This is a genomic window from Pseudonocardia nigra, from assembly GCF_019396355.1.
Classification (GTDB): Bacteria; Actinomycetota; Actinomycetes; order Mycobacteriales; family Pseudonocardiaceae; genus Pseudonocardia; species Pseudonocardia nigra.
Window position 1 is genome coordinate 23,553 of record NZ_JAHKRK010000044.1, and the last position, 22,384, is coordinate 45,936.

Annotated in this window: 21 protein-coding genes and 1 pseudogene; 14 read left to right on the forward strand and 8 right to left on the reverse strand. The window is 73.3% G+C overall.

What is annotated here, in order from left to right:
• Positions 1-6 precede the first annotated feature (6 nt).
• The 3 genes from KME75_RS13950 (at position 7) to KME75_RS13960 (ending at position 2,700) form a co-directional block, all read left to right on the forward strand.
• A complete protein-coding gene (locus KME75_RS13950; protein WP_219415058.1) occupies positions 7-1,026 on the forward strand; it encodes an ABC transporter substrate-binding protein in 1,020 nt (339 codons plus the stop codon).
• A complete protein-coding gene (locus tag KME75_RS13955) occupies positions 1,020-1,313 on the forward strand; it encodes a hypothetical protein (RefSeq protein ID WP_219415059.1) in 294 nt (97 codons plus the stop codon). The genes KME75_RS13950 and KME75_RS13955 overlap by 7 nt, the downstream gene beginning before the upstream one ends.
• A gap of 79 nt (positions 1,314-1,392) precedes the next feature.
• Positions 1,393-2,700 carry a Gfo/Idh/MocA family protein gene (locus KME75_RS13960; protein ID WP_308282762.1) on the forward strand — a complete coding sequence of 436 codons (1,308 nt, stop codon included), beginning with the start codon at positions 1,393-1,395 and terminating at the stop codon, positions 2,698-2,700.
• A gap of 227 nt (positions 2,701-2,927) precedes the next feature.
• Here KME75_RS13960 and KME75_RS13965 read toward each other — a convergent pair whose 3' ends face one another.
• The 3 genes from KME75_RS13965 to uxaC form a co-directional block, all read right to left on the reverse strand.
• Complete coding sequence (locus tag KME75_RS13965) at positions 2,928-3,263, reverse strand: DUF3140 domain-containing protein (RefSeq protein ID WP_219415061.1); 336 nt, start codon at positions 3,261-3,263, stop codon at positions 2,928-2,930.
• Between the two features lie 36 nt (positions 3,264-3,299).
• A complete protein-coding gene (locus KME75_RS13970) occupies positions 3,300-3,911 on the reverse strand; it encodes a trimeric intracellular cation channel family protein (protein WP_308282763.1) in 612 nt (203 codons plus the stop codon).
• A gap of 141 nt (positions 3,912-4,052) precedes the next feature.
• Complete coding sequence (gene uxaC / locus KME75_RS13975) at positions 4,053-5,474, reverse strand: glucuronate isomerase (protein WP_219415063.1); 1,422 nt, start codon at positions 5,472-5,474, stop codon at positions 4,053-4,055.
• A gap of 155 nt (positions 5,475-5,629) precedes the next feature.
• Here uxaC and KME75_RS13980 point away from each other — a divergent pair, with 155 nt between their 5' ends.
• From KME75_RS13980 to KME75_RS14015, 8 genes are read left to right on the forward strand one after another with little or no spacing between them, the layout of a single operon-like run.
• Positions 5,630-6,658 (forward strand): LacI family DNA-binding transcriptional regulator, encoded by a 1,029-nt coding sequence (locus tag KME75_RS13980; RefSeq protein ID WP_219415064.1) that lies wholly within the window; start codon positions 5,630-5,632, stop codon positions 6,656-6,658.
• On the forward strand, positions 6,655-7,857 hold the full coding sequence (locus tag KME75_RS13985; protein WP_219415065.1) for an ABC transporter substrate-binding protein: 1,203 nt from the start codon (positions 6,655-6,657) through the stop codon (positions 7,855-7,857). Before KME75_RS13980 ends, KME75_RS13985 begins: the two co-directional genes overlap by 4 nt.
• Positions 7,854-8,966, forward strand: coding sequence for an ABC transporter ATP-binding protein (locus tag KME75_RS13990; protein WP_219415066.1), 1,113 nt, complete (start codon positions 7,854-7,856; stop codon positions 8,964-8,966). Before KME75_RS13985 ends, KME75_RS13990 begins: the two co-directional genes overlap by 4 nt.
• A complete protein-coding gene (locus tag KME75_RS13995) occupies positions 8,963-9,868 on the forward strand; it encodes an ABC transporter permease (protein WP_219415067.1) in 906 nt (301 codons plus the stop codon). The genes KME75_RS13990 and KME75_RS13995 overlap by 4 nt, the downstream gene beginning before the upstream one ends.
• Positions 9,868-10,731 (forward strand): ABC transporter permease, encoded by an 864-nt coding sequence (locus KME75_RS14000; protein WP_219415068.1) that lies wholly within the window; start codon positions 9,868-9,870, stop codon positions 10,729-10,731. Before KME75_RS13995 ends, KME75_RS14000 begins: the two co-directional genes overlap by 1 nt.
• Positions 10,728-11,936 carry a D-mannonate dehydratase ManD gene (manD, locus tag KME75_RS14005; RefSeq protein WP_219415069.1) on the forward strand — a complete coding sequence of 403 codons (1,209 nt, stop codon included), beginning with the start codon at positions 10,728-10,730 and terminating at the stop codon, positions 11,934-11,936. The genes KME75_RS14000 and manD overlap by 4 nt, the downstream gene beginning before the upstream one ends.
• Entirely contained in the window at positions 11,930-12,865 is a 936-nt protein-coding gene (locus KME75_RS14010; RefSeq protein ID WP_219415070.1) for a PfkB family carbohydrate kinase, read from the forward strand. Before manD ends, KME75_RS14010 begins: the two co-directional genes overlap by 7 nt.
• The gene (locus tag KME75_RS14015; protein ID WP_219415071.1) at positions 12,862-14,274 is read left to right on the forward strand and encodes a mannitol dehydrogenase family protein; all 1,413 of its coding nucleotides are present in this window, start codon (positions 12,862-12,864) and stop codon (positions 14,272-14,274) included. Before KME75_RS14010 ends, KME75_RS14015 begins: the two co-directional genes overlap by 4 nt.
• Positions 14,275-14,387: 113 nt before the next feature.
• Here KME75_RS14015 and KME75_RS14020 read toward each other — a convergent pair whose 3' ends face one another.
• Genes KME75_RS14020 through KME75_RS14030 form a run of 3 tightly spaced genes read right to left on the reverse strand, consistent with a single transcriptional unit; the run spans position 14,388 to position 16,637 of the window.
• Complete coding sequence (locus KME75_RS14020) at positions 14,388-15,134, reverse strand: helical backbone metal receptor (protein ID WP_219415081.1); 747 nt, start codon at positions 15,132-15,134, stop codon at positions 14,388-14,390.
• Between the two features lie 12 nt (positions 15,135-15,146).
• The gene (locus KME75_RS14025) at positions 15,147-15,704 is read right to left on the reverse strand and encodes a GNAT family N-acetyltransferase (RefSeq protein WP_219415072.1); all 558 of its coding nucleotides are present in this window, start codon (positions 15,702-15,704) and stop codon (positions 15,147-15,149) included.
• Between the two features lie 9 nt (positions 15,705-15,713).
• On the reverse strand, positions 15,714-16,637 hold the full coding sequence (locus tag KME75_RS14030; protein WP_246632057.1) for a LysR family transcriptional regulator: 924 nt from the start codon (positions 16,635-16,637) through the stop codon (positions 15,714-15,716).
• Between the two features lie 205 nt (positions 16,638-16,842).
• On the opposite strand from KME75_RS14030, the pseudogene KME75_RS43110 reads away from it, so the two are divergent.
• Positions 16,843-17,670, forward strand: a pseudogene (locus KME75_RS43110) (MFS transporter); the annotation flags it as partial.
• A gap of 353 nt (positions 17,671-18,023) precedes the next feature.
• Here KME75_RS43110 and KME75_RS14040 read toward each other — a convergent pair.
• Positions 18,024-20,450, reverse strand: coding sequence for a beta-glucosidase family protein (locus tag KME75_RS14040; RefSeq protein WP_219415074.1), 2,427 nt, complete (start codon positions 20,448-20,450; stop codon positions 18,024-18,026).
• A gap of 134 nt (positions 20,451-20,584) precedes the next feature.
• Here KME75_RS14040 and KME75_RS14045 point away from each other — a divergent pair, with 134 nt between their 5' ends.
• Positions 20,585-21,151 carry a TetR/AcrR family transcriptional regulator gene (locus KME75_RS14045; RefSeq protein ID WP_219415075.1) on the forward strand — a complete coding sequence of 189 codons (567 nt, stop codon included), beginning with the start codon at positions 20,585-20,587 and terminating at the stop codon, positions 21,149-21,151.
• 13 nt (positions 21,152-21,164) lie between these two features.
• Here KME75_RS14045 and KME75_RS14050 read toward each other — a convergent pair whose 3' ends face one another.
• Complete coding sequence (locus KME75_RS14050) at positions 21,165-21,671, reverse strand: MarR family winged helix-turn-helix transcriptional regulator (RefSeq protein WP_308282764.1); 507 nt, start codon at positions 21,669-21,671, stop codon at positions 21,165-21,167.
• Positions 21,672-21,780: 109 nt separating this feature from the next.
• Between KME75_RS14050 and KME75_RS14055 the strand changes: the two genes are divergently transcribed.
• Positions 21,781-22,384 (forward strand): FMN-dependent NADH-azoreductase (locus KME75_RS14055; RefSeq protein ID WP_219415077.1); only part of this gene is annotated, 604 nt, incomplete at its 3' end.

A 22,384-nucleotide genomic window follows, 5' to 3' on the forward strand; every position in this document is an offset into this window, starting at 1 on the left:
AGCAGCGTGACCGCAACATCGTCGAGCTTCCGCCGCGTGCTGGTGGCCGGAGCGCTCGGCCTGACCATGGCCGTCACGGCCGCCTGCGGCGGGGGATCGTCGGGGGGCGACGACGGCGGCCCGGTGACGCTGCGCTTCTCCTGGTGGGGCAGCGACGCCCGGCACGAGTACACCCAGAAGCTCATCGACCAGTACGAGGCGGCGCACCCGGGCGTGACGATCGAGGCCGACTTCACCGGCTGGAACGACTACTGGGACCGGCTCGCCACGGCCACCGCCGGTGGGGACGCGCCGGACATCATGCAGCAGGACACCCGGTACGTGCGCGAGTACGCCGAGCGCGGCGCACTTCAGGACCTCACCGAGTACGTCCCGGACGTCATCCGGACCGGCGAGCTCGACGAGAACGTGCTGCCGACCGGGCAGATCGAGGGTGCGACGTACGCGATCCCGACCGGCGTGAACGCGTTCTCGGTGGTGGCCGACCCGGAGGCCTTCGCAACCGCGGGCGTGCCGCTCCCGGACGACACCACGTGGACCTGGGAGTCGATGCTCGAGACCGCGGCCCAGGTCACGCAGGCGACCGGCGGCCAGGTGCACGGGATGCAGAGCTTCGCCTTCCACGACACGAGCTTCGAGGTCTTCGCCCGCCAACGGGGTGAGTCGCTGTTCGCGGAGGACGGATCGCTCGGGTTCACCAAGCAGACGCTGGTCGACTGGTGGACGCTCGCGGTGCAGGCCCGCGACACCGGCGCCGAGCCGGAGGCGTCGGTGTCGGTGGAGACGCAGGCGGGCGGCATCGACGAGTCGCTGCTGTCCACCAACCGCGGCGGGCTCGGCTTCTGGTGGACCAACGAGCTGCGCGCGCTCACGTCGAACTCGGGCCGCGAGCTGGAGCTGCTGCGGTTCCCCGGCGAGAGCGCGCAGCAGCAGGCGGGCATGTACTTCAAGCCGGCGATGTTCCTCGCCGTGTCCGGGAACAGCGAGCACCCGGAGGAGGCGGCGCGGTCATCGACTACATGGTGAATTCGCCGGAGGCCGCGCAGCTGCTGCTCAGCGACCGGGGCCTGCCGGTGAACACCCAGCTGCGCGAGCAGATCGTCGACCAGCTCGAGCCGGCCGACCAGAAGGCCGCCGCGTTCCTCGCCGAGATCGAGCCGGACGTGCAGGCGCCGCCGCCGCTGCCGCCGCAGGGCGCGGGCGAGGTGCAGCAGATCCTCGAGCGGCTCAACGAGCAGGTGCTGTTCGACCAGCTGTCGGTCGAGGAAGCCGCCGACCAGTTCATGACCCAGGTCGAGTCGGCCATCGCCTGATGTGCCATCCCCCCGAGACGACAGGAGCAGCATGACCTCGGCCCAACCCTCGGACGGCAGGCGGCGTAGGTACGCCGTCGTGGGCACCGGACACCGGGCGCAGATGTACGTCGACGCCCTCCTCGGCAGCCACGCCGACGTCGGTGAGATCGTCGCGCTCTGCGACTCGAACGCGACGCGGATGGACTACTACCAGCGGCGGCACCGCGAGGCCGTCCCCGGCGGGCCGGACCTGCCGACCTACGCGCCCGAGCAGTTCGACGTGATGCTCGACGCCGAGCGGCCCGACGGCGTCGTCGTCACCAGCGTCGACGCCACGCACGCCGAGTACGTCACCCGGGCGCTCGCCCGCGGGCTGGACGTGATCTGCGAGAAGCCGCTCACGACCGACGCCGCGGGGTGCCGCGCCGTGGCCGACGCGGCGGTGGCGTCCGACGGCGAGCTGGTGGTGACGTTCAACTACCGGTACTCGCCGCGGAACTCCGCCGTGAAGCAGCTGATCCTCGACGGCGCGATCGGTGACGTCACGTCCGTCCACTTCGAGTGGGTGCTCGACACCGTGCACGGGGCCGACTACTTCCGGCGCTGGCACCGGGAGAAGGCCCGGTCGGGCGGCCTGCTCGTGCACAAGGCGAGCCACCACTTCGACCTCGTCAACTGGTGGCTGGGCGACGAGCCGCGGCAGGTGTCGGCGATGGGCGCCCTGCGGTTCTACGGCGAGGAAGCGGCCCGGTCGCGCCGGGTCGGGCCCCGGCCGGCCCGCAGTCACGGGGCGCCCGGCCTGGCCGACGACCCGTTCGGGCTCGACATCGCCGCCGACCCCCGGCTGCGCGCGCTCTACCTCGACGCGGAGGCCGAGGACGGCTACCTGCGGGACCGGGACGTGTTCTCCGAGGGGATCACGATCGAGGACAACATGGCCGTCCTCGTCGGGTACGCGAGCGGGGCGCTCCTGACGTATTCCCTCAACGCGCACGCCCCGTGGGAGGGCTACCGGGTCGCGATCAACGGCACCGAGGGCAGGCTGGAGCTGGCCGTGGTCGAGCGGGCCGCCGTGCGTACCGCGGCGGCGGTGGACCCGGGTGTCACCCCGGATCGGGACGGCGGGAGCGACGTCCCCCGGCGGCCGGGCGCGGAGCTGCTCGTGCAGCGGCACTGGGAGGAGGCCCGCCGGGTGCCGATCACCGAGGGCAGCGGGCCGCACGGCGGCGGCGACGCGCTGCTGCTCGACGACCTGTTCCGGCCCGGCGGCGCGCCCGATCCGCTCGGGCGCCGCGCCGGGTGGCGCGACGGCGTCCGGAGCGTGCTCGTGGGCGTCGCGGCGAACGAGTCGATCGCCACCGGGCAGCCGGTGCGGACGGAGGCGTTGCTGACGCCGGTGTCCTGACCAGGCACGGGCCGAAACCCGCTGATCAAGGCGCTGATGTCGTCCAGGATCGATGTAGGAGGGACGTCTGCGCCTTGATCGACGGGGTCGGCGCCGGGCGGGTACGGGTGGGCCGGGGAAGCCCGCTGATCAAGGCGCTCCTGTCGCCCTGGATTGATCCAGGAGCGACGTTTGCGCCTTGATCGACGGGTTCCCGGCCGCCGGGACCGCCCGGCGCACATCGCCGGTCAGCTCACGGGCTTGAGCGGGTCGTGCCCCAGCGACATCAGCTTGTGCCGCCACGCGGCCTGCCCGGCCGTCGGCTCCAGGTCGTCGCGGCGCTGGGCGTGCACGCGGTCGACGACCCGGCGCATCACGTGCTCGTCCTCCCCGGTCAGGTCACCGCGGCGCTTGCCCAGGATCGCGAGGACCTCCTGCCCGGTCGGGGTGCCGGCCTGGTCGGGCACCTCCTCGGCGTCCTCGCCGGCGTCCCGGGTGCGCAGCCATTCGCTCAGCTCCCGCGAGGTCATGTTCACCACGCGGTGGAACTCGTCCCACAGCTCGTCATCCACGACATCGGCCATGGCGCAGGCCTACCCGGCCGCGGCGGCAGGCAACCTCTACGGCTGCGGGCGGCCGCGGGGCACCGGCGCGTTCCACCGTCGCCACAGCGCGAGCACCCGCAGCCCGGCGACGAGCACGGCCCCGGCCAGCGCCGTCGGCGCCGTCGGCAGCCCCAGCCGGTCGCCCGCCACCACCACGGCCGCGCCGGCCGCCGCCGCGAGTGCGTAGATCTCCCGGCGCAGCACGATCGGGACCTCGTTCAACAGCACGTCGCGCAGCACCCCGCCGCCGATGCCGGTCATCATCCCGACGATCGCGGCGGTCACGCCGGGGGCGTCCGCCGCGAGCGCCACCGCGGTGCCGGTGGTGACGAACAGCGCCAGCCCCAGCGCGTCGGCGAGCTGCACGCCAAGCCGCAGCCGGACGACGGCCGGGTGCCAGCGGAACACGACCAGCGCCACGGCCGCGGGCACGAGCAGGTACGGCCACTGCCGCAGGGTGTTCGGCGGGGTGATGCCGAGCAGGACGTCCCGGAGGATGCCGCCGCCGATCGCCGTGACCGTCGCGAGCACCACGACGCCGAACACGTCCAGCCGGGCGTGCACTGCGGCGAGCGCGCCGGAGGCGGCGAACACCGCGACGCCGAGGAGGTCGAGCACGACGAGCACCGCGGAAGCGTACGTGGCGAGGCGCGCCGCCCAACGCCAGCAAGGTGGCAATACTGCCACTGGACGGCAGCAAAGCCACCTTGCTGGCATCTCGGGACGTACGGCGGCGGGCCGGTGCTGTCACGGCCCGCCGCCGGGCTCTCATCCCTCGCGGCGCGCGTAGCTCTCGCGCGGCAGCCGGTAGGCGAGGTCCACCGCCGTCTCCACCGCCTCGTCCATCGGCAGCCGGTGCTCTGCCACGAGCCGCGCGAGGAACCCGGCGTCGATGCGGCGGGCGAGGTCGTGGCGGGCGGGGATGGACACGAACGCGCGGGTGTCGTCGACGAAGCCGCTCGTGTTGTAGAAGCCCGCCGTGTCGGTGATGGCCTCGCGGAAGCGGCGCATGCCGTCCGGGGTGTCGAGGAACCACCACGGCGCGCCGAGCCGCATCGCCGGGTACACGCCGGCGAGCGGGGCGAGCTCGCGGGAGTAGGTCATCTCGTCGACGGTGAACACGATGAGCCGGAACCGGGGGTCGCGGCCGAACGCCTCGAGCAGCGGGCGCAGCCCGCGGGTGAACTCGGCTGCGACCGGGATGTCGAAGCCCTGGTCAGGGCCGAACTGCGCGTGGCCGTCGGTGTCGTAGTTGCGCAGCACTCCGGGGTGCAGCTGCATGACCAGGCCGTCCTCGCAACTCATGCGGGCCATCTCGAAGAGCATGTGCCCGGAGAACGCCTCGGCCTCGGCGGGGTCCACGGAGCCTGCCCGCGCGGCGGCGTACACACGAGCGGCCTCCGCCGGCGCCAGCGGCGTGGTGTCGGTGCCGAAGTGCCCGTGGTCGGTGGCCATGGCGCCCGCCTCGACGAACACCTGCCGCCGCGCGCGGAGGGCGGCGAGGAAACCGTCGTAGGAGCCGGTGTCGATGCCGCTCAGCGCGGCGAGCTCGTCGACGCCGGCGGCCCAGCCGGGCCGGTGGAGATAGAGCAGGGCGTCCGGCCGGAACGTCGGCACCACCTTCTCGCCCCATCCCTGCTCGCGCAGGACGGCGTGGTCGGGCAGCGTCGACAGCGGGGAGTCGGTGGTGGCGAGCACCTCGATGTTGAACCGCTCGAACAGCGCCCTCGGCCGGAAGTCCGGCTTGGCCAGCTGCTCGGCGAGGTGGTCGTAGAGCGCGTCGGCGGTCTCCGCGCTCGGGTGCGTCGTCACCCCGAAGACCTCGTGCAGCTCGTGCTCGAGCCAGTAGCGCGTGGGCGTGCCGCGGAACAGGTGCCAGCCCGCGCAGAACCGGCGCCAGATCGTGCGGGGGTCGGTCTCGACGGGTCCTCCGTGCGCGGACGGGACGCCGAGATCGGGCAGCTGCGCGCCCTGCGAGACGAGCATCCGCAGCAGGTAGTGGTCGGGGACCACGAACAGGCTCGCCGGGTCGGGGAACGGGATGTCCTGCGCGAGCACCGCGGCGTCCACGTGCCCGTGCATGCACACCAGCGGCAGGTCACGGGTTTCGCGGTAGAGCGTGCGGGCGATGCCGCGCGTCGCGGGATCGGCGGGCAGAGCCCGGTCGTCGTCGAGCTGCAGGGGACGCATGCCACCTCCATCGTCGGAGGTGCAAAGGATTGCAACATCTTGCGGTCAAGTGCAAGGGGCGAACCGGAGGATCGAGCAACAGGGGGTTGACGATGGCTACAAACGGTTTCAGACTGCCTGCCACACAAGAGCCGAACCAACGACGGAGGAAGCCGGTGGCCGTCACCATCCGGGATGTCGCCGAGGCGGCGGGCGTGTCGCAGTCGACCGTCTCGCGGGCGCTGTCCATGCCCGGCCTGGTGAACGCGGCCACACGGGAACGCGTGCAGGCCGCGGCCCGCGAGCTGGGCTACCAGCCCAACCGCGCCGCCCGCGGGCTGATCACCGGGCGCACCGGCAACCTCGGGCTGATCGTCCCGGACCTGTCCAACCCGTTCTTCTCGTCCGTGGTCAAGGGCGTGCAGGCGGCGGCGCGGGCGGCCGATCACTCGGTGTTCATCGCCGACACCGACGAGGACGCCGACGTCGAGGTCGACCTGCTGCGGGCACTGTCCAAGCAGGTCGACGGCACGATCCTGTGCTCGCCCCGGGCCCCGGACGTCGAGCTGGCCGCGGTGGGGATCGACAGCGCGCTCGTCCTCATGAACCGCCGCGTCGACGGCCGCCCGGGCGTCACGGTCGACAACGCCGACGGGATGCGGCAGGCGGTGGCGCACCTCGCCGCGCTCGGCCACCGCCGGATCGCGTTCGTCGCCGGGCCGCGCACGTCGTGGTCGAACGAGCAGCGGGAGAGCGGGCTGCAGCGGAGCGCGGAGGCGAGCGGGATCGAGCTGGTGCACGTCGGGTACTTCCCGCCGCAGTTCGAGGGCGGGGTCGCGGCGGGCGATCTGGTGATCGCCTCCGGGGCCACGGCGGTGATCGCCTACAACGACGTCGTCGCGATCGGCCTGCTGAGCAGGCTCGGCGCGCGCGGCGTGTCCGTGCCCGAGCAGATCAGCGTGGTCGGCTGCGACGACATCGGGATGTCGGCGATGACCCACCCACCGCTCACCACGGTGTCGGTGCCCAAGCACGAGGCGGGGCGGGCGGCGGTCGCGATGCTGCTCTCCCTGCTCGCCGACAACGACGGGGCCTCGACCCCACAGCGCGAGCTCCCCACCCAGCTCATGGTGCGCGCCAGCACGGGCGTCGCGCCCGAATCCGACCGCTTCCGCGGTCGTCCGACGAAGGGATCCACGCAATGACGCGCTGGCGCAAGGTTCTCACCGCGGGTGGGGTCGCCGCCCTGATGCTCGTGGGGGCGTGCGGCGCCCCGGAGGGGCCGGGCGCCGCCCCGGTGCCCGCAGGCGAGGTGCCCGACCGGCCGTCCGAACCGGTGGCTCTGAACATCCTCGACGTGGCCGGCAACCTCCAGCTGACCCAGGGCATGATCGACGAGTTCGTCGCGCAGAACCCGGACATCGTCTCGAGCGTGACCTACGAGAAGGCCGCCGCCCCCGAGATGGCCGGCAAGATCAAGGCCCAGCAGGACGCCGGCCGGATCAACATCGACCTGGTGCTGACCGGCACCGACGGGCTCTCCGCGGGCGCCGAGCAGGGCCTGTTCACCCAGGTCCTGCCCGAGTTCTCCGACCGGCTGACCGCGATGGACGACTACCTCGAGCCCGCCGCGGCGATGCAGGAGCTGGCGGCCGACCAGGGCGTGGTGGTCACCTACTACCCGTCCGGGCCGCTCATCGAGTACGCCCCCGACCGCGTGCCGAACCCGCCGACCACGGCGGAGGAGCTGCTCGCCTACGCGCAGGCGAACCCCGGCAAGGTCGGCTACGCCCGCCCGTCCAACTCCGGTCCGGGCCGCACCTTCCTCATGGGGCTGCCCTACATCCTCGGGGACGCCGACCCCAAGGACCCGATGAACGGCTGGGACAAGACCTGGGCGTACCTCGCCGAGCTCGACAAGACGATCTCCTCCTACCCGTCGGGCACGACCGACACGATGAAGAACCTCGCCAACGGCACCTACGACATCGTCGTCACCACCACCGGCTGGGACATCAACCCGCGGGCGCTGGGCACCGTCCCCGCCGGCTTCGAGGTGGGCACGCTCGAGGGCTTCACCTGGGTCACCGACGCGCACTACGCGGCGATCCCGAAGGGTGTGTCGGCCGACAAGCAGGCAGCGGTGCTCGCCCTGATCTCGTGGATGCTCACCCCGGAGCAGCAGGCCAAGGCGTACGACGCCGGCTACTTCTACCCGGGCCCGGCCATCGAGGGCGTCACGCTCGACATGGCACCCGCCGAGAGCCAGCAGGTCATCCAGCAGTTCGGCCGCCCCGAGTACGACCAGCTCATCGCGGAGCACCCCACGGCCGCGCCCCTGGAGACCAAGGACATGGTCGCCGCGTTCGACCGCTGGGACCGAGAGATCGGAGCGGGCCAGTGAGCGACTTCACCGAGCTGCGGCTCGACGGCGTGGGGCGCCGGTTCGCCGGCAAGGACGCGCTGGCCGACCTCGACCTGACGATCGCGGCGGGGGAGTTCATCGCCCTGCTGGGCCCGTCCGGGTGCGGCAAGTCCACCGCCCTGAACTGCCTGGCGGGCCTGCTCCCGCTGACGGCGGGCAGCATCTGGCAGCGCAGTCAGGACGGCGAGCGCCGGATCGACACGCTGCCGCCGGAGAAGCGCGGGTTCGGCATGGTGTTCCAGAGCTACGCCCTGTTTCCCCACATGTCCGTGCGCCGCAACGTGGCCTTCGGGCTGCAGATGCGCCGGCTGTCGCGCGCCGAGGTCAAGCGCCGCACCGACGAGGCGATCCGGCTCGTGCAGCTGGAGGAGCACGCCGACAAGCTGCCCGGGCAGCTGTCGGGTGGCCAGCAGCAGCGCGTGGCGATCGCCCGCGCCGTGGTGCTGGAGCCGTCGCTCGTGCTCATGGACGAGCCGCTGTCCAACCTCGACGCGAAGCTGCGGCTGGAGATGCGCACCGAGATCCGCAGGCTGCACCAGTCGCTCGGGCTCACCACCGTCTACGTCACGCACGATCAGGAGGAGGCCCTCTCCCTGGCCGACCGCCTCGTCGTGCTGCGCGCCGGGCGCGTGCAGCAGGTCGGGACGCCGGAGGAGCTGCACTCCCGGCCGGCGAACTGGCACGTCGCCGACTTCATGGGCTTCCGCAACATCCTCGAGCTGGAGGCCACGCAGGTGTCCGGCACGGAGGTCGTGGTGCAGGGCGAGGGGCTGCGCCTGGTCGGCACGAGCACCGGTGGGGTGGCCACGGGCGACCGCGTGATGGCGGCCGTGCGCCCCGAGGACCTCGTGGTCGCCACCGGCGACAACGCCACCGGCGCCACCGTGGACGTGGTCGAGTACCAGGGCCGGGAGCTCGCGGTGGAGGCGCGCACGTCCAGCGGCCGGGCCCTGCACGTGCGCACCGACCAGCGGCTCGCCCCCGGTGACGAGGTGACGCTGACGGTGCGCCCGGAGCGGCTGCTCGTCTACCCCGTGGCCCCCGGCGAGCACGCCCCGGCGCCGCTGGCGGAGGCGGTGGCGGGATGACGGCCACGCTGGAACGTCCCCGGCACGCCGCCCCGGCGCTGCGGCACCGGCTGGCCGAGCGGGGCGTGGACCGCCAGCTCCTGCTGCTCGCGCCGGCGGTGCTGTTCGTCGTGCTGCTGTTCCTCTACCCGTTCCTCTACGGGCTGCAGCTGTCGTTCGCCCCCGATGAGGGCGGGCCGCTGGCCAGCTACGCGGCCTTCTTCACCGACCCGTACCAGCGCGGCACCATCTGGATCACGCTCGGGCTCGCACTGCCCGCCGCGCTGCTGAACGTGCTGGCGTCGGTGCCGATCGCCTACCGGATGCGCGGCAACTTCCGCGGCAAGCGGCTCCTGACGATCGTGCTCGTCGTGCCGATCACGCTGGGCACCGTGCTCACCGCGCAGGGGCTGCTGAACTTCCTCGGCCCGGCCGGGTGGTTCAACAAGATCATCATGTCCCTCGGACTGGCCGACGAGCCGGTGCAGCTGGTGAACAACTACTGGGGCGTGTTCTTCTCCCTGGTCATCACCGGGTTCCCGTTCGCGTTCCTGCTGATCCTGTCCTACCTGTCGGGCATCGACCCCACCCTGGAACGGGCAGCGGCCACGCTCGGCGCCGACTGGAAGCAGCGGTTCCGCCGCATCACGCTCCCGCTGCTCGCGCCCGGCCTCGCCACCACGTTCTGCCTGGCGTTCGTGCTGGCGTTCAGCGTGTTCCCGTCGGCGGTGCTGGTCGGTAACCCGGCGGGGGAGACCCGCGTGCTCGCGCTCGCCGCCTACCAGGCCGCCTATGAGCAGTACGACTACTCGCTCGCCTCGGCGATCGCGATGGTGATGGGCGCGGTGGAGCTGATCGTCATCGCGGTGGTGCTGCTGTGGCGCTCGCGGCTCTACACCGGTTCGACGGGAGGGAAGGGCTGATGGCCGCCATCGGAGCGGCGGCGCGCCCGCGCCGCCGGATCGTCGCGAGCCCCGGGGCCTGGCTGATCTGGGGCGCGGTGGCGTTCTTCCTGGTCAACCTGGCCGGCGTGGTCGGCTCGGTGCTGGTGAGCTCGTTCGGCACGCAGTGGTTCGGCACGTGGCTGCCCGAGGGGTTCACCACCTCCTGGTACAGCACGGCCTGGCAGGACTTCCGGCTGTTCGGCGTCGTCGGGGTCACCCTGCAGATCTCGCTGCTCGTCGTCGTCATCTCGGTGCTGATCGGCGTGCCCGCGTCCTACGTGCTGGCCCGGCGCGACTTCCCGGGCAAGAAGCTCGTCTACTTCGCGTTCCTGCTGCCGATCCTCATGCCGCCGATCACCTACGGCATCCCGCTCGCCACGGTGCTCTACAAGTTCGGCTTCGCCGGGAACATGTCCGGTGTCGTGCTGGCGAACCTGGTGCCGTCGGTGCCGTTCGTGATCCTCACGATGACGCCGTTCATCGAGCAGATCAGCCCGAACATCGAGTCGGCGGCGCGGATGTGCGGGGCCGGGATGAGGGCGCTGTTCCTGCGCGTGCTCGGCCCGCTGCTGGTGCCCGGCATCCTCGCGGCCGCGATCCTCGTGCTGGTGCGCACCGTCGGGATGTTCGAACTGACGTTCCTCACCGCGGGTCCGGACTCGCAGACCCTCGTGGTGGCCCTGTACTACTCGATGTCCGCGGCGGGGATCCGGGCGCAGCAGTCGGTCGACGCGATGGCCGTGATCTACACGTCGACGATGCTGGTGCTGCTCGTGGTGGCGCTGCGGTTCGTGAACCCGACCCAGCTGGTGGCGCGCGTGAAGGAGAACCCGGAGCCGTGACGAAAATCGTCGACGCACGCGTGATCGTCACCTGCCCCGGCCGCAACTTCGTCACGCTCAAGCTGGTCACGGACGACGGGCTCACGGGCGTGGGCGACGCGACGCTCAACGGCCGGGAGCTCGCCGTGGCGAGCTACCTCACCGAGCACGTGGTGCCGACGCTGCTCGGGCGCGACGCGACGCGGATCGAGGACACCTGGCAGTACCTGTACAAAGGCGCGTACTGGCGGCGCGGCCCGGTGACGATGTCCGCGATCGCGGCCGTCGACACCGCGCTGTGGGACATCGCGGGCAAGCGGGCCGGCTTGCCGGTGCACCAGCTGCTCGGCGGCCGCAGCCGCGACGGCGTCACGGTGTACGGGCACGCCAACGGCGCCGATGCCGACGAGCTGCTCACGGAGGTGGGCCGGTTCCTCGACGAGGGCTACCGCGCCGTGCGCGTGCAGTGCGGTGTGCCCGGGTTGGAGAAGGTCTACGGCGTCAGCAGTGCCGCGATCTATGAACCGGCCGACGCGGCGGTGCCGTCGGAGTCGGTGTGGTCCACCGAGGCCTACCTCGACCACGTGCCGGAGGTGTTCCGCCGGATCCGCGCGGAGTTCGGGCCCGGGCCCAAGCTGTTGCACGACGTGCACCATCGGCTCACCCCCATCGAGGCGGCGCGGCTGGGCAAGAGCCTGGAGCCGTACGCGCTGACCTGGATGGAGGACCCCGTCCCCGCCGAGCTGCAGGAGGGGTTCCGGCTCATCCGGCAGCACACCACCACCCCGGTCGCCGTCGGGGAGGTGTTCAACACGATCTGGGACTGCGAGCAGCTCATCCGCGAGCAGCTGATCGACTACGTACGCGCCACCGTGGTGCACGCCGGTGGGATCACGCACCTGCGGCGGATCTTCGACCTGGCCGCGCTGCACCACGTGCGCAGCGGCTCGCACGGCGCCACGGACCTGTCCCCGGTGTGCATGTCCGCGGCTCTGCAGCTCGACATCTCCATCCCGAACTTCGGGCTGCAGGAGTACATGCCGCACAGCGCCGAGACCGACGCCGTGTTCCCGCACGCCTACCACTACGAGGGCGGCTACCTGCACCCCGGCAACGAGCCCGGCCTCGGCGTGGACATCGACGAGGAACTGGCGGCCAAGTACCCCTACCGACCGGCGTCCCTGCCGGTGAACCGACTCCAGGACGGAACACTGCATTCATGGTGAACGGAACGGTCGTGGTTCTCGGCGAGGTGCTCGTCGAGCTGTCGTCCACCGAGCGACTTGTGGCGGGCAGCCAGGTGCGGCTCGGGTTCTCCGGCGACGCCCTCAACACCGCGGCGGCCGCGGCCGCCGCGGGTGCGCGCACGGTGCTCGTCTCCCGGGTGCCGGACGACGAGCTCGGGGACGCGTTGGTCGAGCACGTGTCCTCGCTCGGTGTCGACTGCTCCGCGCTGGTGCGCCTGCCCGGCCAGCACGGCGCATACTTCACCCACGCCGACCCGTCCGGCGGCCGGCAGTTCGTCTACGCCCGGCGGGGCAGCGCGGCCTCCGGGCTGAGCCCGGCCGACCTCGACCCCGACCTGCTGCGCTCGGCCGTGGTGCTCGGGAGCGGCATCACCTGCGCGATCTCCCCGACGGCCGCCGCGGCCGTGCGCCGGGCGGCCGAGCTCGCCGGTGTCTTCGTCTACGACCCGAACTACCGGCCGCGGCTCGCCTCGCTCGACGACGCCGCCGCGGCGCTGCGGGCCGTGGCGCCGCACGCCGCGCTTCTCACCCCGTCCTGGCCGGGCGAGGCCCGGGCCCTGCTCGGGCTCACCGACGACAGCGAGCCGGGAGAGGCCGTGACACGGCTGCGTGCACTCGGCGCGCGGGACATCGCGCTCACCTGCGGGGAGCGCGGTGTCGTGCTGGCCCACGGCGACGCGGTCACCGAGATCGCCGCCCTGCCCGCACCCCTGGTCGTGGACCAGACCGGCGCAGGCGACTCGTTCGTCGGCACGGTGGCGGGCCGGCTCGCGCAGGGCGACGACCTGCCGGCCGCCGCCCGGTTGGGTGTCGCCGCGGCGTCGCTGTCGGTGCAGGGCCAGGGCGGCACGGGGTTCATCGCCGGCCTCGACCAGGTCCGCGCGCACGCATCGGTGGGGACCCGATGACTCCGCGGCTGTCCCGCGCGACCGCGCCCGACGTCGCCCGCCCGGACGCGGTGGGCATCGTGCACCTCGGCATCGGCGCGTTCCACCGCGCCCACCAGGCCGTGATCACCGCCGACGCGATGACGGCCCAGGGCACCGGACGGTGGGGAATCTGCGGTGTCACGCAGCGCTCGCGGGCGGTCGTCGACCAGCTCGCGCCGCAGGACGGGCTGTACGGCGTGCTCGAACGCAGCACCGACGGCGTGTCCGCGCACGTGATCGGCGCCGTGCTCGACGTCGTCGCGGGAAGCGAGCAGCCCGACGCGGTGCCGGCGCGGATCGCGGACCCGGCCGTCGGCGTGGTGACGCTGACCGTCACCGAGAAGGGCTACCGGCGCGACGCCGCGGGCCGGCTCGACCTGCGTGACCAGGGCGTGCAGGCCGACCTCGCGAACGCCGAGGCGCCGGTGTCGGCGATCGGGCAGCTGGTGCGCGGGCTGCAGCGGCGCGCGCGGGACGGCGCACCGCTCACCGTCCTGTCGTGCGACAACCTCGTCGACAACGGCTCCGTCGTCCGGGGGCTGGTCGCGGACTTCTGCGCCGCGCTGCCGAGCGCAGAGGGCGAGCCGCTGGCGGAGTGGATCGCCTCGGCCGCCACGTTCCCGAGCAGCATGGTCGACCGGATCGTCCCCGCCACCACCGAGGACGACCGGGCCGAGGCGGAACGCCTGCTCGGCGTCCGTGACGAGGGGCTCGTCGTCGCCGAGCCGTTCCGGCAGTGGGTGATCGAGAACCGGTTCGCCGGGCCCGTCCCGGCGTGGCACAAGGCCGGCGCGACCCTGACGGCCGAGGTGGCGCCGTTCGAGGCCGCGAAGCTGCGGCTGCTCAACGCCACCCACTCCCTGCTGGCCTATGCCGGGGCGCTCGCCGGGTACGCGACGATCGCCGAGGCCGTCCGCGACGAGATGCTCGCCGTGGCCGGGGCCGCGCTGATGGCCGAGGACGTCGTGCCGACGCTGGAGCGCCCGGAGGGGTTGGACCTGGAGGACTACCAGCGGACGGTGCTGGAGCGCTTCGCGAACCCGGCCCTGCGCCACCGCACCACGCAGGTGGCGATGGACGGCTCGCAGAAGCTCCCGGTGCGCCTGCTCGGCACGGTCCGCGACCGGCTCCGCGCCGGCGCCGAGCCGCGGTGGGCGGCGCTCGGCGTCGCCGCGTGGATGGTCTACGTGGCCCGCGGCGCCGACGCCCACGGCCGCCCGCTGCCGCTGGACGACCCGCTGGCCGACCGCTTGCGCGCCGCCGCGGCGGGCCCCGCCGACGGCCTCGTCGACCGGATGCTCGGCGTGGGCGAGGTCTTCGACGAGGAGCTGCGCGACTCGGCGGAGTTCCGCAGCCTCCTGAGGGAGCACGTGGGGGCGCTGAGCTGATCGCGCGAACGGCACTGCGCTTTCACTGGCGGCTGTCCGCCTGCTTCGCGACGGCGTTCAGCCACCAGACATGCGTTGGCGCCCGATAGGTTCGCGCGAAAGTGCCGTTGGCGTCACGGGGAGAGGGCTCGGGGGAGCGTCTGCGCCGCCTCCGTCAGGCTGGGGCCGTACCAGGTCAGCAGCCGCCCGCTCACCAGCGCGGCCGGGACGTCCGGGAACGCCTCGGGCCCGTCGTCAGCGGTGAACAGGTACGGCTCGTCGGGCAGCACCACGAGGTCGTGCGGCGGGAGCGCGGCGGGGTCGAACCGCGGGTAGCGCTCCGGGTCGTCGGCCAGCACGTTGTCGAGGCCGAGCCGGGCGAGCACCGCGCCGGTGAACGTGTCGCGGCCCACGGCCATCCACGGCTTGCGCCAGATCGGCACGACCGCGCGCCGACGCTGCGCCGCGGCCGGGACCGCCGCCAAGGCGGCCTCCGCCTCGTCCAGCCAGCCGGGCCGGTCGAGGCGGCACGCGGTGAGCATCCGGGCGAGCGAGGCGAACGCGCCCTCGACCGTGCGGATGTCGGTGACGTAGACCGCGATCCCGGCGGCGCGCAGCGCGTCGAGGTCGGGGAGGCGGTTCTCCTCCTGGTTGGCCAGGACGAGGTCGGGCGCGAGGTCGATGATCGCGCCCACGTCCGGGTTCTTGGTGCCCTTGACCCGCGGCACGTCGAGGTCGGCCGGGTGGGTGCACCAATCGGTGGCGCCGACGAGCAGCCCGGGTGCGGTGGCCGCGACCGCCTCGGTGAGCGAGGGGACGATCGAGACGACCCGCCGCACCTGCACGGGCACCGGCACGGCGCGTCCCTCGTCGTCGACCACCACGCTCCGACCCTAACCGCCGGGCCACGGGTCGGTGCTCAGCACGGCCATGACCTGGTCGTCGTGCCACTCGCCGTCCCAGAACAGGGCATCGCGCAGCCGCCCCTCCAGCACGAAGCCGCACTTCTCGTACACCCGCCGGGCGCGCGGGTTGAAGGCGAAGACGGTGAGGCTCACCCGGTGCAGGCCCACGGCGAAGGCGTGGTCGACGACGAGGCGGGTGACCTCGGTGCCGTAGCCCTGGCCGAGGTGGGCACTGCCGAGAATGATCCGGTAGTTGACCGAGGCGTTGTCGACGTCCAGGTCGTTCAGCACGGCCTCGCCCAGGAACGCGCGGTCGGCGATCCGGACGGCCGCCCAGTCGGCCCGGTCGTGCTGGTCGCGCCGGGACTCGAGCCACCGCACCACGCGCTCGCGCTCGAACCCACCGTGGCTGCCGGTGAGACGCGACCCTTCCGGGTCCTCGAGCATGACGAGGTAGTCCTCCAGCACGGCCGAGGTCAGCGGTTCGAGGCGAACCCGCTCGCCGGTCAGCGTCGGCTGATCGCGGAACAGATCGCGTGCGATCACCCCGCGAACCTACGCGCGCGGGGCAAGCAGTTTCGGCCCCGCGTGCCGCAGGAAGTCGCGGAACACGCGCACCGCGGGCGCGACCTCGCGGTCGGCCACCCAGACCAGCCCGACGGTCCGGGTGGTGCGCGGTGCCGTGACCGGAAGCTCGACGACCCCGGCCGCGGCTCCATGGGCGCTCGGCGCGAGCAGCGCGACCCCGAGCCCGGCGCCGACCAGCCCGCGCAGCGTCTCGCCGTCCTCTCCCTCGAACGCCAGCCGCGGGACGAACCCGGCCTCCCGGCACCACGCCTCGGTGAGGCTGCGCAGCCCGAACCCTGGTCGGTAGCCGACGAACTGCGCTTTCGCCGCGGCGGCGAGCGGCAGCCCGTCCCGGTGGATCGCGAGCGGATGGTCGGCCGGGACGACCAGCCGCAGCTCCTGCTCGTACATTGCGGTGCTGGTCAGGCCGAAGTCGGGCGGCAGCGGCGAGGTGACGCACAGGTCGACCTCGCCCGCGCGCAGCCGCTCGAGCAGAGCGTCGTGCCCGCCCTGCGCGAGGTCGAACCGGACGCCGGCGTGCGTGCGGCGGAACTCGCGCAGCAGTCGCGGCACCGCCTCGGCGCCGAACGTGTGCAGGAAGCCGAGCGCCACACGGCCCCGCACGGCGTCGGCGTCCTCGACGATCTCCCGGCCCGCCGCGTCCAGCTCGGCCAGCGCGCGTTCAGCGTGGCGCAGCAGCGTGCGGCCCGCGCGGGTCAGCCGCACCGCCCGGCCCGCCCGGACGAACAGCGCCACGCCGAGGTCCCGCTCGAGGCGCGCGATGCCGCGGCTGAGCGTCGACTGCGGGACACCGATCTCGTCGGCCGCGCGGGTCATGTGCTCGGCGCGGGCGACCGCGGCGAACTGGCGCAGCCGGGGCGCGACGACGGCGAGGACGTCGTTCTCATCCATTTCTGCATTTTGCATGCCACGCAGATGCATTGGACGCATGAGCGTAGCCTGCCTACCGTAGTTAGCTGTGACAACGACCGCGCAGGCTCCGTCGGCCACCCCGATCGGCCATGAGCGCGACACCCCCGCCTACCGGCGGTTGGGCGCGGCGATGTGGTGTGCGGGTCTGGCGACGTTCGTGCTGGTCTACTGCGTGCAGGCGCTGATGCCGGCGCTGGCCGCCGAGTTCGGGGTCTCCTCGTCGGCCTCGAGCCTCGCGCTGTCGGCCACCACCGGCACGCTGGCGCTCGCGATCGTCCCGCTGTCGGCGGTGGCGGAGTCCTGGGGCCGGGCCAGGGTGATGACGGTGGCGCTCGCCGCGTCCGCCGTGCTGGGCCTGCTCGCCCCGCTCGCGCCGAGTTACGGGGTGCTCGTCGCGATCCGGGCGGCGCAGGGCGTCGCGCTCGCCGCGCTGCCCGCGCTGGCGATGGCGCACGTCACCCGTGAGGTGGCGCCCCGCTGGCTCGGCGGAGCCGTCGGGCTGCTCATCGCGGGCAACACGATCGGTGGGCTGTCCGGGCGGCTCGTGGCGGGCGCGGTCACCGAGTTCGCGGGCTGGCGGGTGGCGCTGGCCGTGATCGGAGTGCTGTCACTGCTGTGCACGGTGGCGTTCCGGCTGCTGCTGCCTCCGCCGCTCGCCCCGGCCGCCCCGCCGCAGCGGCTGCGCGAGCTCGGCGGCCCGCTGCGCACCCACCTGGGCGACCCCGGACTGCGCTGCCTGTTCGGGATCGGATTCCTGCTGATGGGCGCGTTCGTCACGGTCTACAACTACCTCGGCTTCCGGCTGCTCGCCGCGCCGTTCGGGCTGTCACCCGCGCTGGTCGGGCTCGTGTTCCTCGGCTACCTCGCCGGCACCTGGGCCTCGACGGGCGCGGGCCGGCTCGGCGACCGCTGCGGCCGCCGCCGCGTGCTGTGGGCCGCGGTGCTCGTCGCCGTGGCCGGTGCGTGGGTGTCCGTGCCCGACCTGCTGCCCGTCGTGCTGGCCGGGCTGCTGCTGGTGACGGTCGGGTTCTTCGGGGCGCACTCGCTGGCCAGCAGCTGGGTGGGGCGGCGCTCGTCGCTGCTGGCCGGTGGCTCGCCCGCCTTGCGTCGTCGCTGTACCTGCTCGCCTACTACGCGGGCAGCAGCGTCGGCGGCACGCTCGGCGGGCTTGCCTTCGACGCCCTGGGTTGGCTCGGCGTGGTCGGGTACATCACGGCGCTGCTCGGCGCGGCGCTGGCCCTGGCACTGGTGCTGCGCCGGGTCGCGACGCCGTGCCCCCGCCCCGTTGCAGCAAAGCCACTTTCATGCAACCACGTTGCATGAAAGTGGCTTTGCTGCAATCCCCGGCGCCCTCACGCCATCGGGTCAGGCCACGGTCACCCGCCGTTGCACGGGGGTGTCGCTCACCGAGAACCCGACGTGCACCTCGAACGTCCCCGGCTCGGTGTGCCAGGCCCCGTCGGCCCAGTGCTGGAACGCCCGCGGCGGCAGCGTCACGCTCGCGGTGGCGGTGCCGGGCGCGGCGTCGAAGACGGCCCAGCCGGCGAGCCAGCGGGCGGGGCGCTCCACGGCGCTGTCCGGGCGCGCCAGGTAGACCTGCACGACCTGGCGGCCGGTCCGGTCCCCGGTGTTCGCCAGCTCGACCTCGACGTCGACCGGCTCCCCGGTACCGACCGTCTCCGGCGCTCGCGCCGCGCGCAGCTCCCAGCTCGTGTAGCCGAGCCCGTGCCCGAACGGGTACGCCGGCGTCTCGCCGCTGCGCAGCCAGCCGCGGTGGCCGATGTGGATGCCCTCGGCGTACTCCACCGTCCCCTCGGACGGGAAGCCCGACAGCACGGCCGATTCGGCACCGGTCGCCGGCCAGGTCGTGGGCAGTCGCCCGGCGGGCTCGCGCGCGCCCAGCAGCACGTCGGCGACGGCCTCGCCGAACCGCTCGCCGCCGAACCAGCCGAGCAGCACCGCGGCCACCTCGTCGCGCCACGGCAGCAGTACCGGCGCGCCCGAGTTGACCAGCACGACGGTGCGGGGGTTGGCGGCGGCCACGGCGCGGACCAGCGCGTCCTGCCGCCCGGGCAGGGCCAGCGACGTGCGGTCGAAGCCCTCGCTCTCGATCGTCTCGCTGGTGCCGACCACCACGAGCGCCACGTCCGACTCCGCGGCCAGGGCCGCGGCGGCGGCGATCTCGGCCTCCGGGTCGTCGACGACGACATCGGCCCCGAGCGTCACCGCTCGCAGCGGCAGGTTCGGGTCGACGGTGCTCGAGTACTGCAGCACGACGTCGACCGGCCCGCCGTCGAAGGCGACGTCCGTGGTGGCCGACGGCGGGTCGAGGAACGCGGCACCGAACAGGTCGGCGCGGGCCTCGGTGGTCGTGTCGAAGACCTCGGTCCCGTCGATGCTCAGCACGAGCCGTCCGAGCGCGGCGGCGCCCAGGCGGTGCGTCCCGGCGCCCGCGGCCCAGCGGGTGTGCAGCTCGATCGTCGTGGTGCCGGCCGGCACGCCGCTGCCGAGCCACACGAGGGCACTCCACAGCCGGTCCTCGGCACCCACCTTGCTGCCGTCGGCGCCGAGGAACCGGACCCGGACACCCGGGCCGCCGGTCACCGGGTTGGTCAGGTCCGCCGGGGCGAACGGCTGCACGCCCTCGACGACCTTGGCGCCCATCCGGTAGCGGACCACGTCCTCGCCGAGCGCGGCGCGCAGCCCGTCCAACGGCGAGACGACCTCACGGGGTCGCACGCCCGCGCTGCCGCCGCCCTGGGTGCGGGCGAGCGCGGCGTTGTGGCCGAGCACGGCCACCGAGCCCAGCCGGGCGCGGTCCCACGGCAGTTCGGAGGCGTTGCGCACCAGCACCGTTCCCGCCGCGGCGATCTCCCGCGCCAGTGCCGCGTCGTCCTCGCCGGCGGGCGGCTCCGCGACGGCGGCAGGCGTCCCGTCGAGGGCGCCCACCCGGGCGGCCAGCCGCAGCAGCCGCTCCACCTTCTCGACGACCGCCGACTCGGGCACGCGCCCGGCGCGCACGGCCTCGATCAGAGCATCCCCCCACGGCCCGACCGGCCCGGGCATCACGAGGTCCTGCGCGGCGTTCGCGGCGACCTCGGTGCTGCGCACGGCCGTCCAGTCGGACACGACGACGCCGTCGAAGCCCCACTCGTCCGACAGCGGGCTACGCAGCAGCGCGTTCTCCGTCATCGTCGCGCCGTTGACCGAGTTGTAGGCCGACATCACCAGCCACGCCCGCGCCTCGACCACGGCCTTCTCGAACGCGGCCAGGTAGAGCTCGCGCAGCGTGCGCTCGTCGACCCGGTTGTCGACGGTGAAGCGGTCGGTCTCGGCGTCGTTGGCGATGTAGTGCTTCGGGGTGGCTCCGACGCCGTGGGCCTGTACCCCTTCGACGTAGGCCGCGGCGAGCACGGCGGTGAGCAGCGGGTCCTCGGAGAACGCTTCGAAGTGCCGGCCGCCGAATGGGCTGCGGTGCAGGTTGATCGTCGGACCGAGCACGACGTCGACGCCCTGGCGGCGGGCCTCCACGCCGAGGGCGGCGCCGTAACGGCGGGCCAGGCCGACGTCCCAGGTGGACCCGAGCGCCGAGGCCGAGGGCAGCGAGAGCGACGGGTCGCGCTCGTCGAACGTCTCGCCGCGCACGCCGGCGGGGCCGTCGGAGAGCACCATCGCGCGCAGCCCGATCGCGGGCTCGGGGTGGGTGGTCCAGAAGTCGGCGCCGGTCAGGAGCCGGACCTTCTGCTCCAGGTCGAGCTTGCCGAGCAGGCCGCTCACATCGGGGTCGTGCACTGCAGGGTCCTCCCTCGTCGGGTGCGTCGTCACAGGGTGCCTCTCATCGGCCGCGCCGGCAGGTCTTCGGTCCGTCGAACTGTACGCACAAATCCTGAGTCCTGCTAGATTTTCGTGCCGGGTAGTTTCTGCTCATGACGGCATCGCGGACCCGGGGCCCGTACGTGAAAGGCGTCGAGCGGCGCGAGCAGATCCTGCGCACGGCGCTGGAGGTGTTCAGCGAGGGCGGTTACCACCGGTCGTCGCTGAAGGAGATCGCGCGCCGCGTGGGTGTCACCGAGCCCACCCTGTTCCACTACTTCGGGTCGAAGGAGGCGCTGCTGGCCGCGGTGCTGGCGGCGCGGGACGAGCGGACCGGCGAGGTGGTCGACGCGGGCGACGTCCTCGACGGGCTCCTCGCGGCCACGCGCCGCAACGTCGGCACGCCCGATCTCGTCCGGCTCTACGCCACCACGTCGGCCGAGGCGACCGAACCGGGGCACGCCGCCCACGACTGGTTCCGCGACCGCTACGCCTCCGTGCGGCAGGAGATCGCCGAGCGGCTGGCCGATCGGGTGCCTGCCGACGCCGACCCGGAGTGGGTGGCCCGCATCCTGATCGCCGTGATGGACGGGCTGCAGATCCAGTGGCTGCTCGATCGGGACGTCGACATGGTCGGGGACATGGAGCGGCTCGCGGCCGCGCTCCTGCCCGACGCCTGACCGGTGGGCCCCGTCAGGAGCGGGGCAGGTCGAGGTGTCGGGCCGCGGACAGGTCGTCGACCACGTTGCACGCAGTGCCGTGCTCGGACCCGGAGCGGGTGGCGAGCCGCTGCAGCAGCTCGCGCAGCACGACCCGGTCGGTGGCGTCGAGCGGTTCGAGCACGCGTTCCTCGGCGGCACGCAGGCAGCGCTCGAGGGCGGTGAGCCGGTCGCGGCCCGCGTCGGTGAGCACGATGTGGCGGGCCCGGCGATCGGCCGGATCGGGCCGGCGTTCGACGAGCCCGGCCGCCGTGAGGTCGTCGATCAGGTACGTCATGACGGTGCGGTCGACGCCCAGGTGCTGGGCGAGCGCCAGTTGGTTGCGCGGCGCCTCGTCGGCGGCGGCGGTGAGCACCTGGTAGCCGCGCGGCCCTCCGGGCAGGTCGTTCATGACCTGGGTGGCCGAGCGCACGTAGGACCGGAACACGACGCCGAGGGCCCAGCCGAGGTCGGTCTCGACGGTGGGTGCGGGGCCGGTCACACGCGCCATCGTAGCCGGAATGCGGGGTGCGACACGTGCGGTTGACACGATTGTCTGTGAAGCAGAGCATCTCTGACACAGCGCTTCCCGCCCCTTCCTGGAGGTCCCCGTGACCCTGTTCCGCCTCGACGCCAGCATCCGCCGCGTGGGCTCGGTGAGCCGCGAGATCGCCGACGCCGTCGAGCGCGCCTGGCTCGCGGAACACCCGGGCGACCCGGTCGTCCGGAGGGATGTCGGCGCGGAGCCGCTGCCGGCCGACGCGTGGGTGCTCGCGGCCGCGCGCAAGCTGGCCCCCGGGTCCGAGCTGACCGCGCCGCAGCGCGACGCCGCCGCACTGGCCGCCCGCCTCGCCGACGAGCTGATCGACGCCGACGCGGCCGTCGTCGCGGCCCCGCTCTACAACTACAGCGTCTCCCAGCACCTCAAGAGCTGGATCGACGTGCTGGTCACCGACCCGCGGCTGGCCCCCGGCGCTGAGCAGCCGCTGGCCGGCAAGCCGCTGGCGCTCGTCGTCGCCCGCGGCGGCGGCTACGGCCCCGGCACTCCCAAGGAGGGCTGGGACCACGGCACGCCCTGGCTGCTGCGGATCTTCGCTGACGTGTTCGGGATGGACGTGCGGCTGGTGCCGTGCGAGCTCACGCTCGCCGACGTCAACCCCGCGATGGAGACGCTGCGGCCGCGCGCCGCCGAGGTGCGGCGCGAGGCCATGGAGG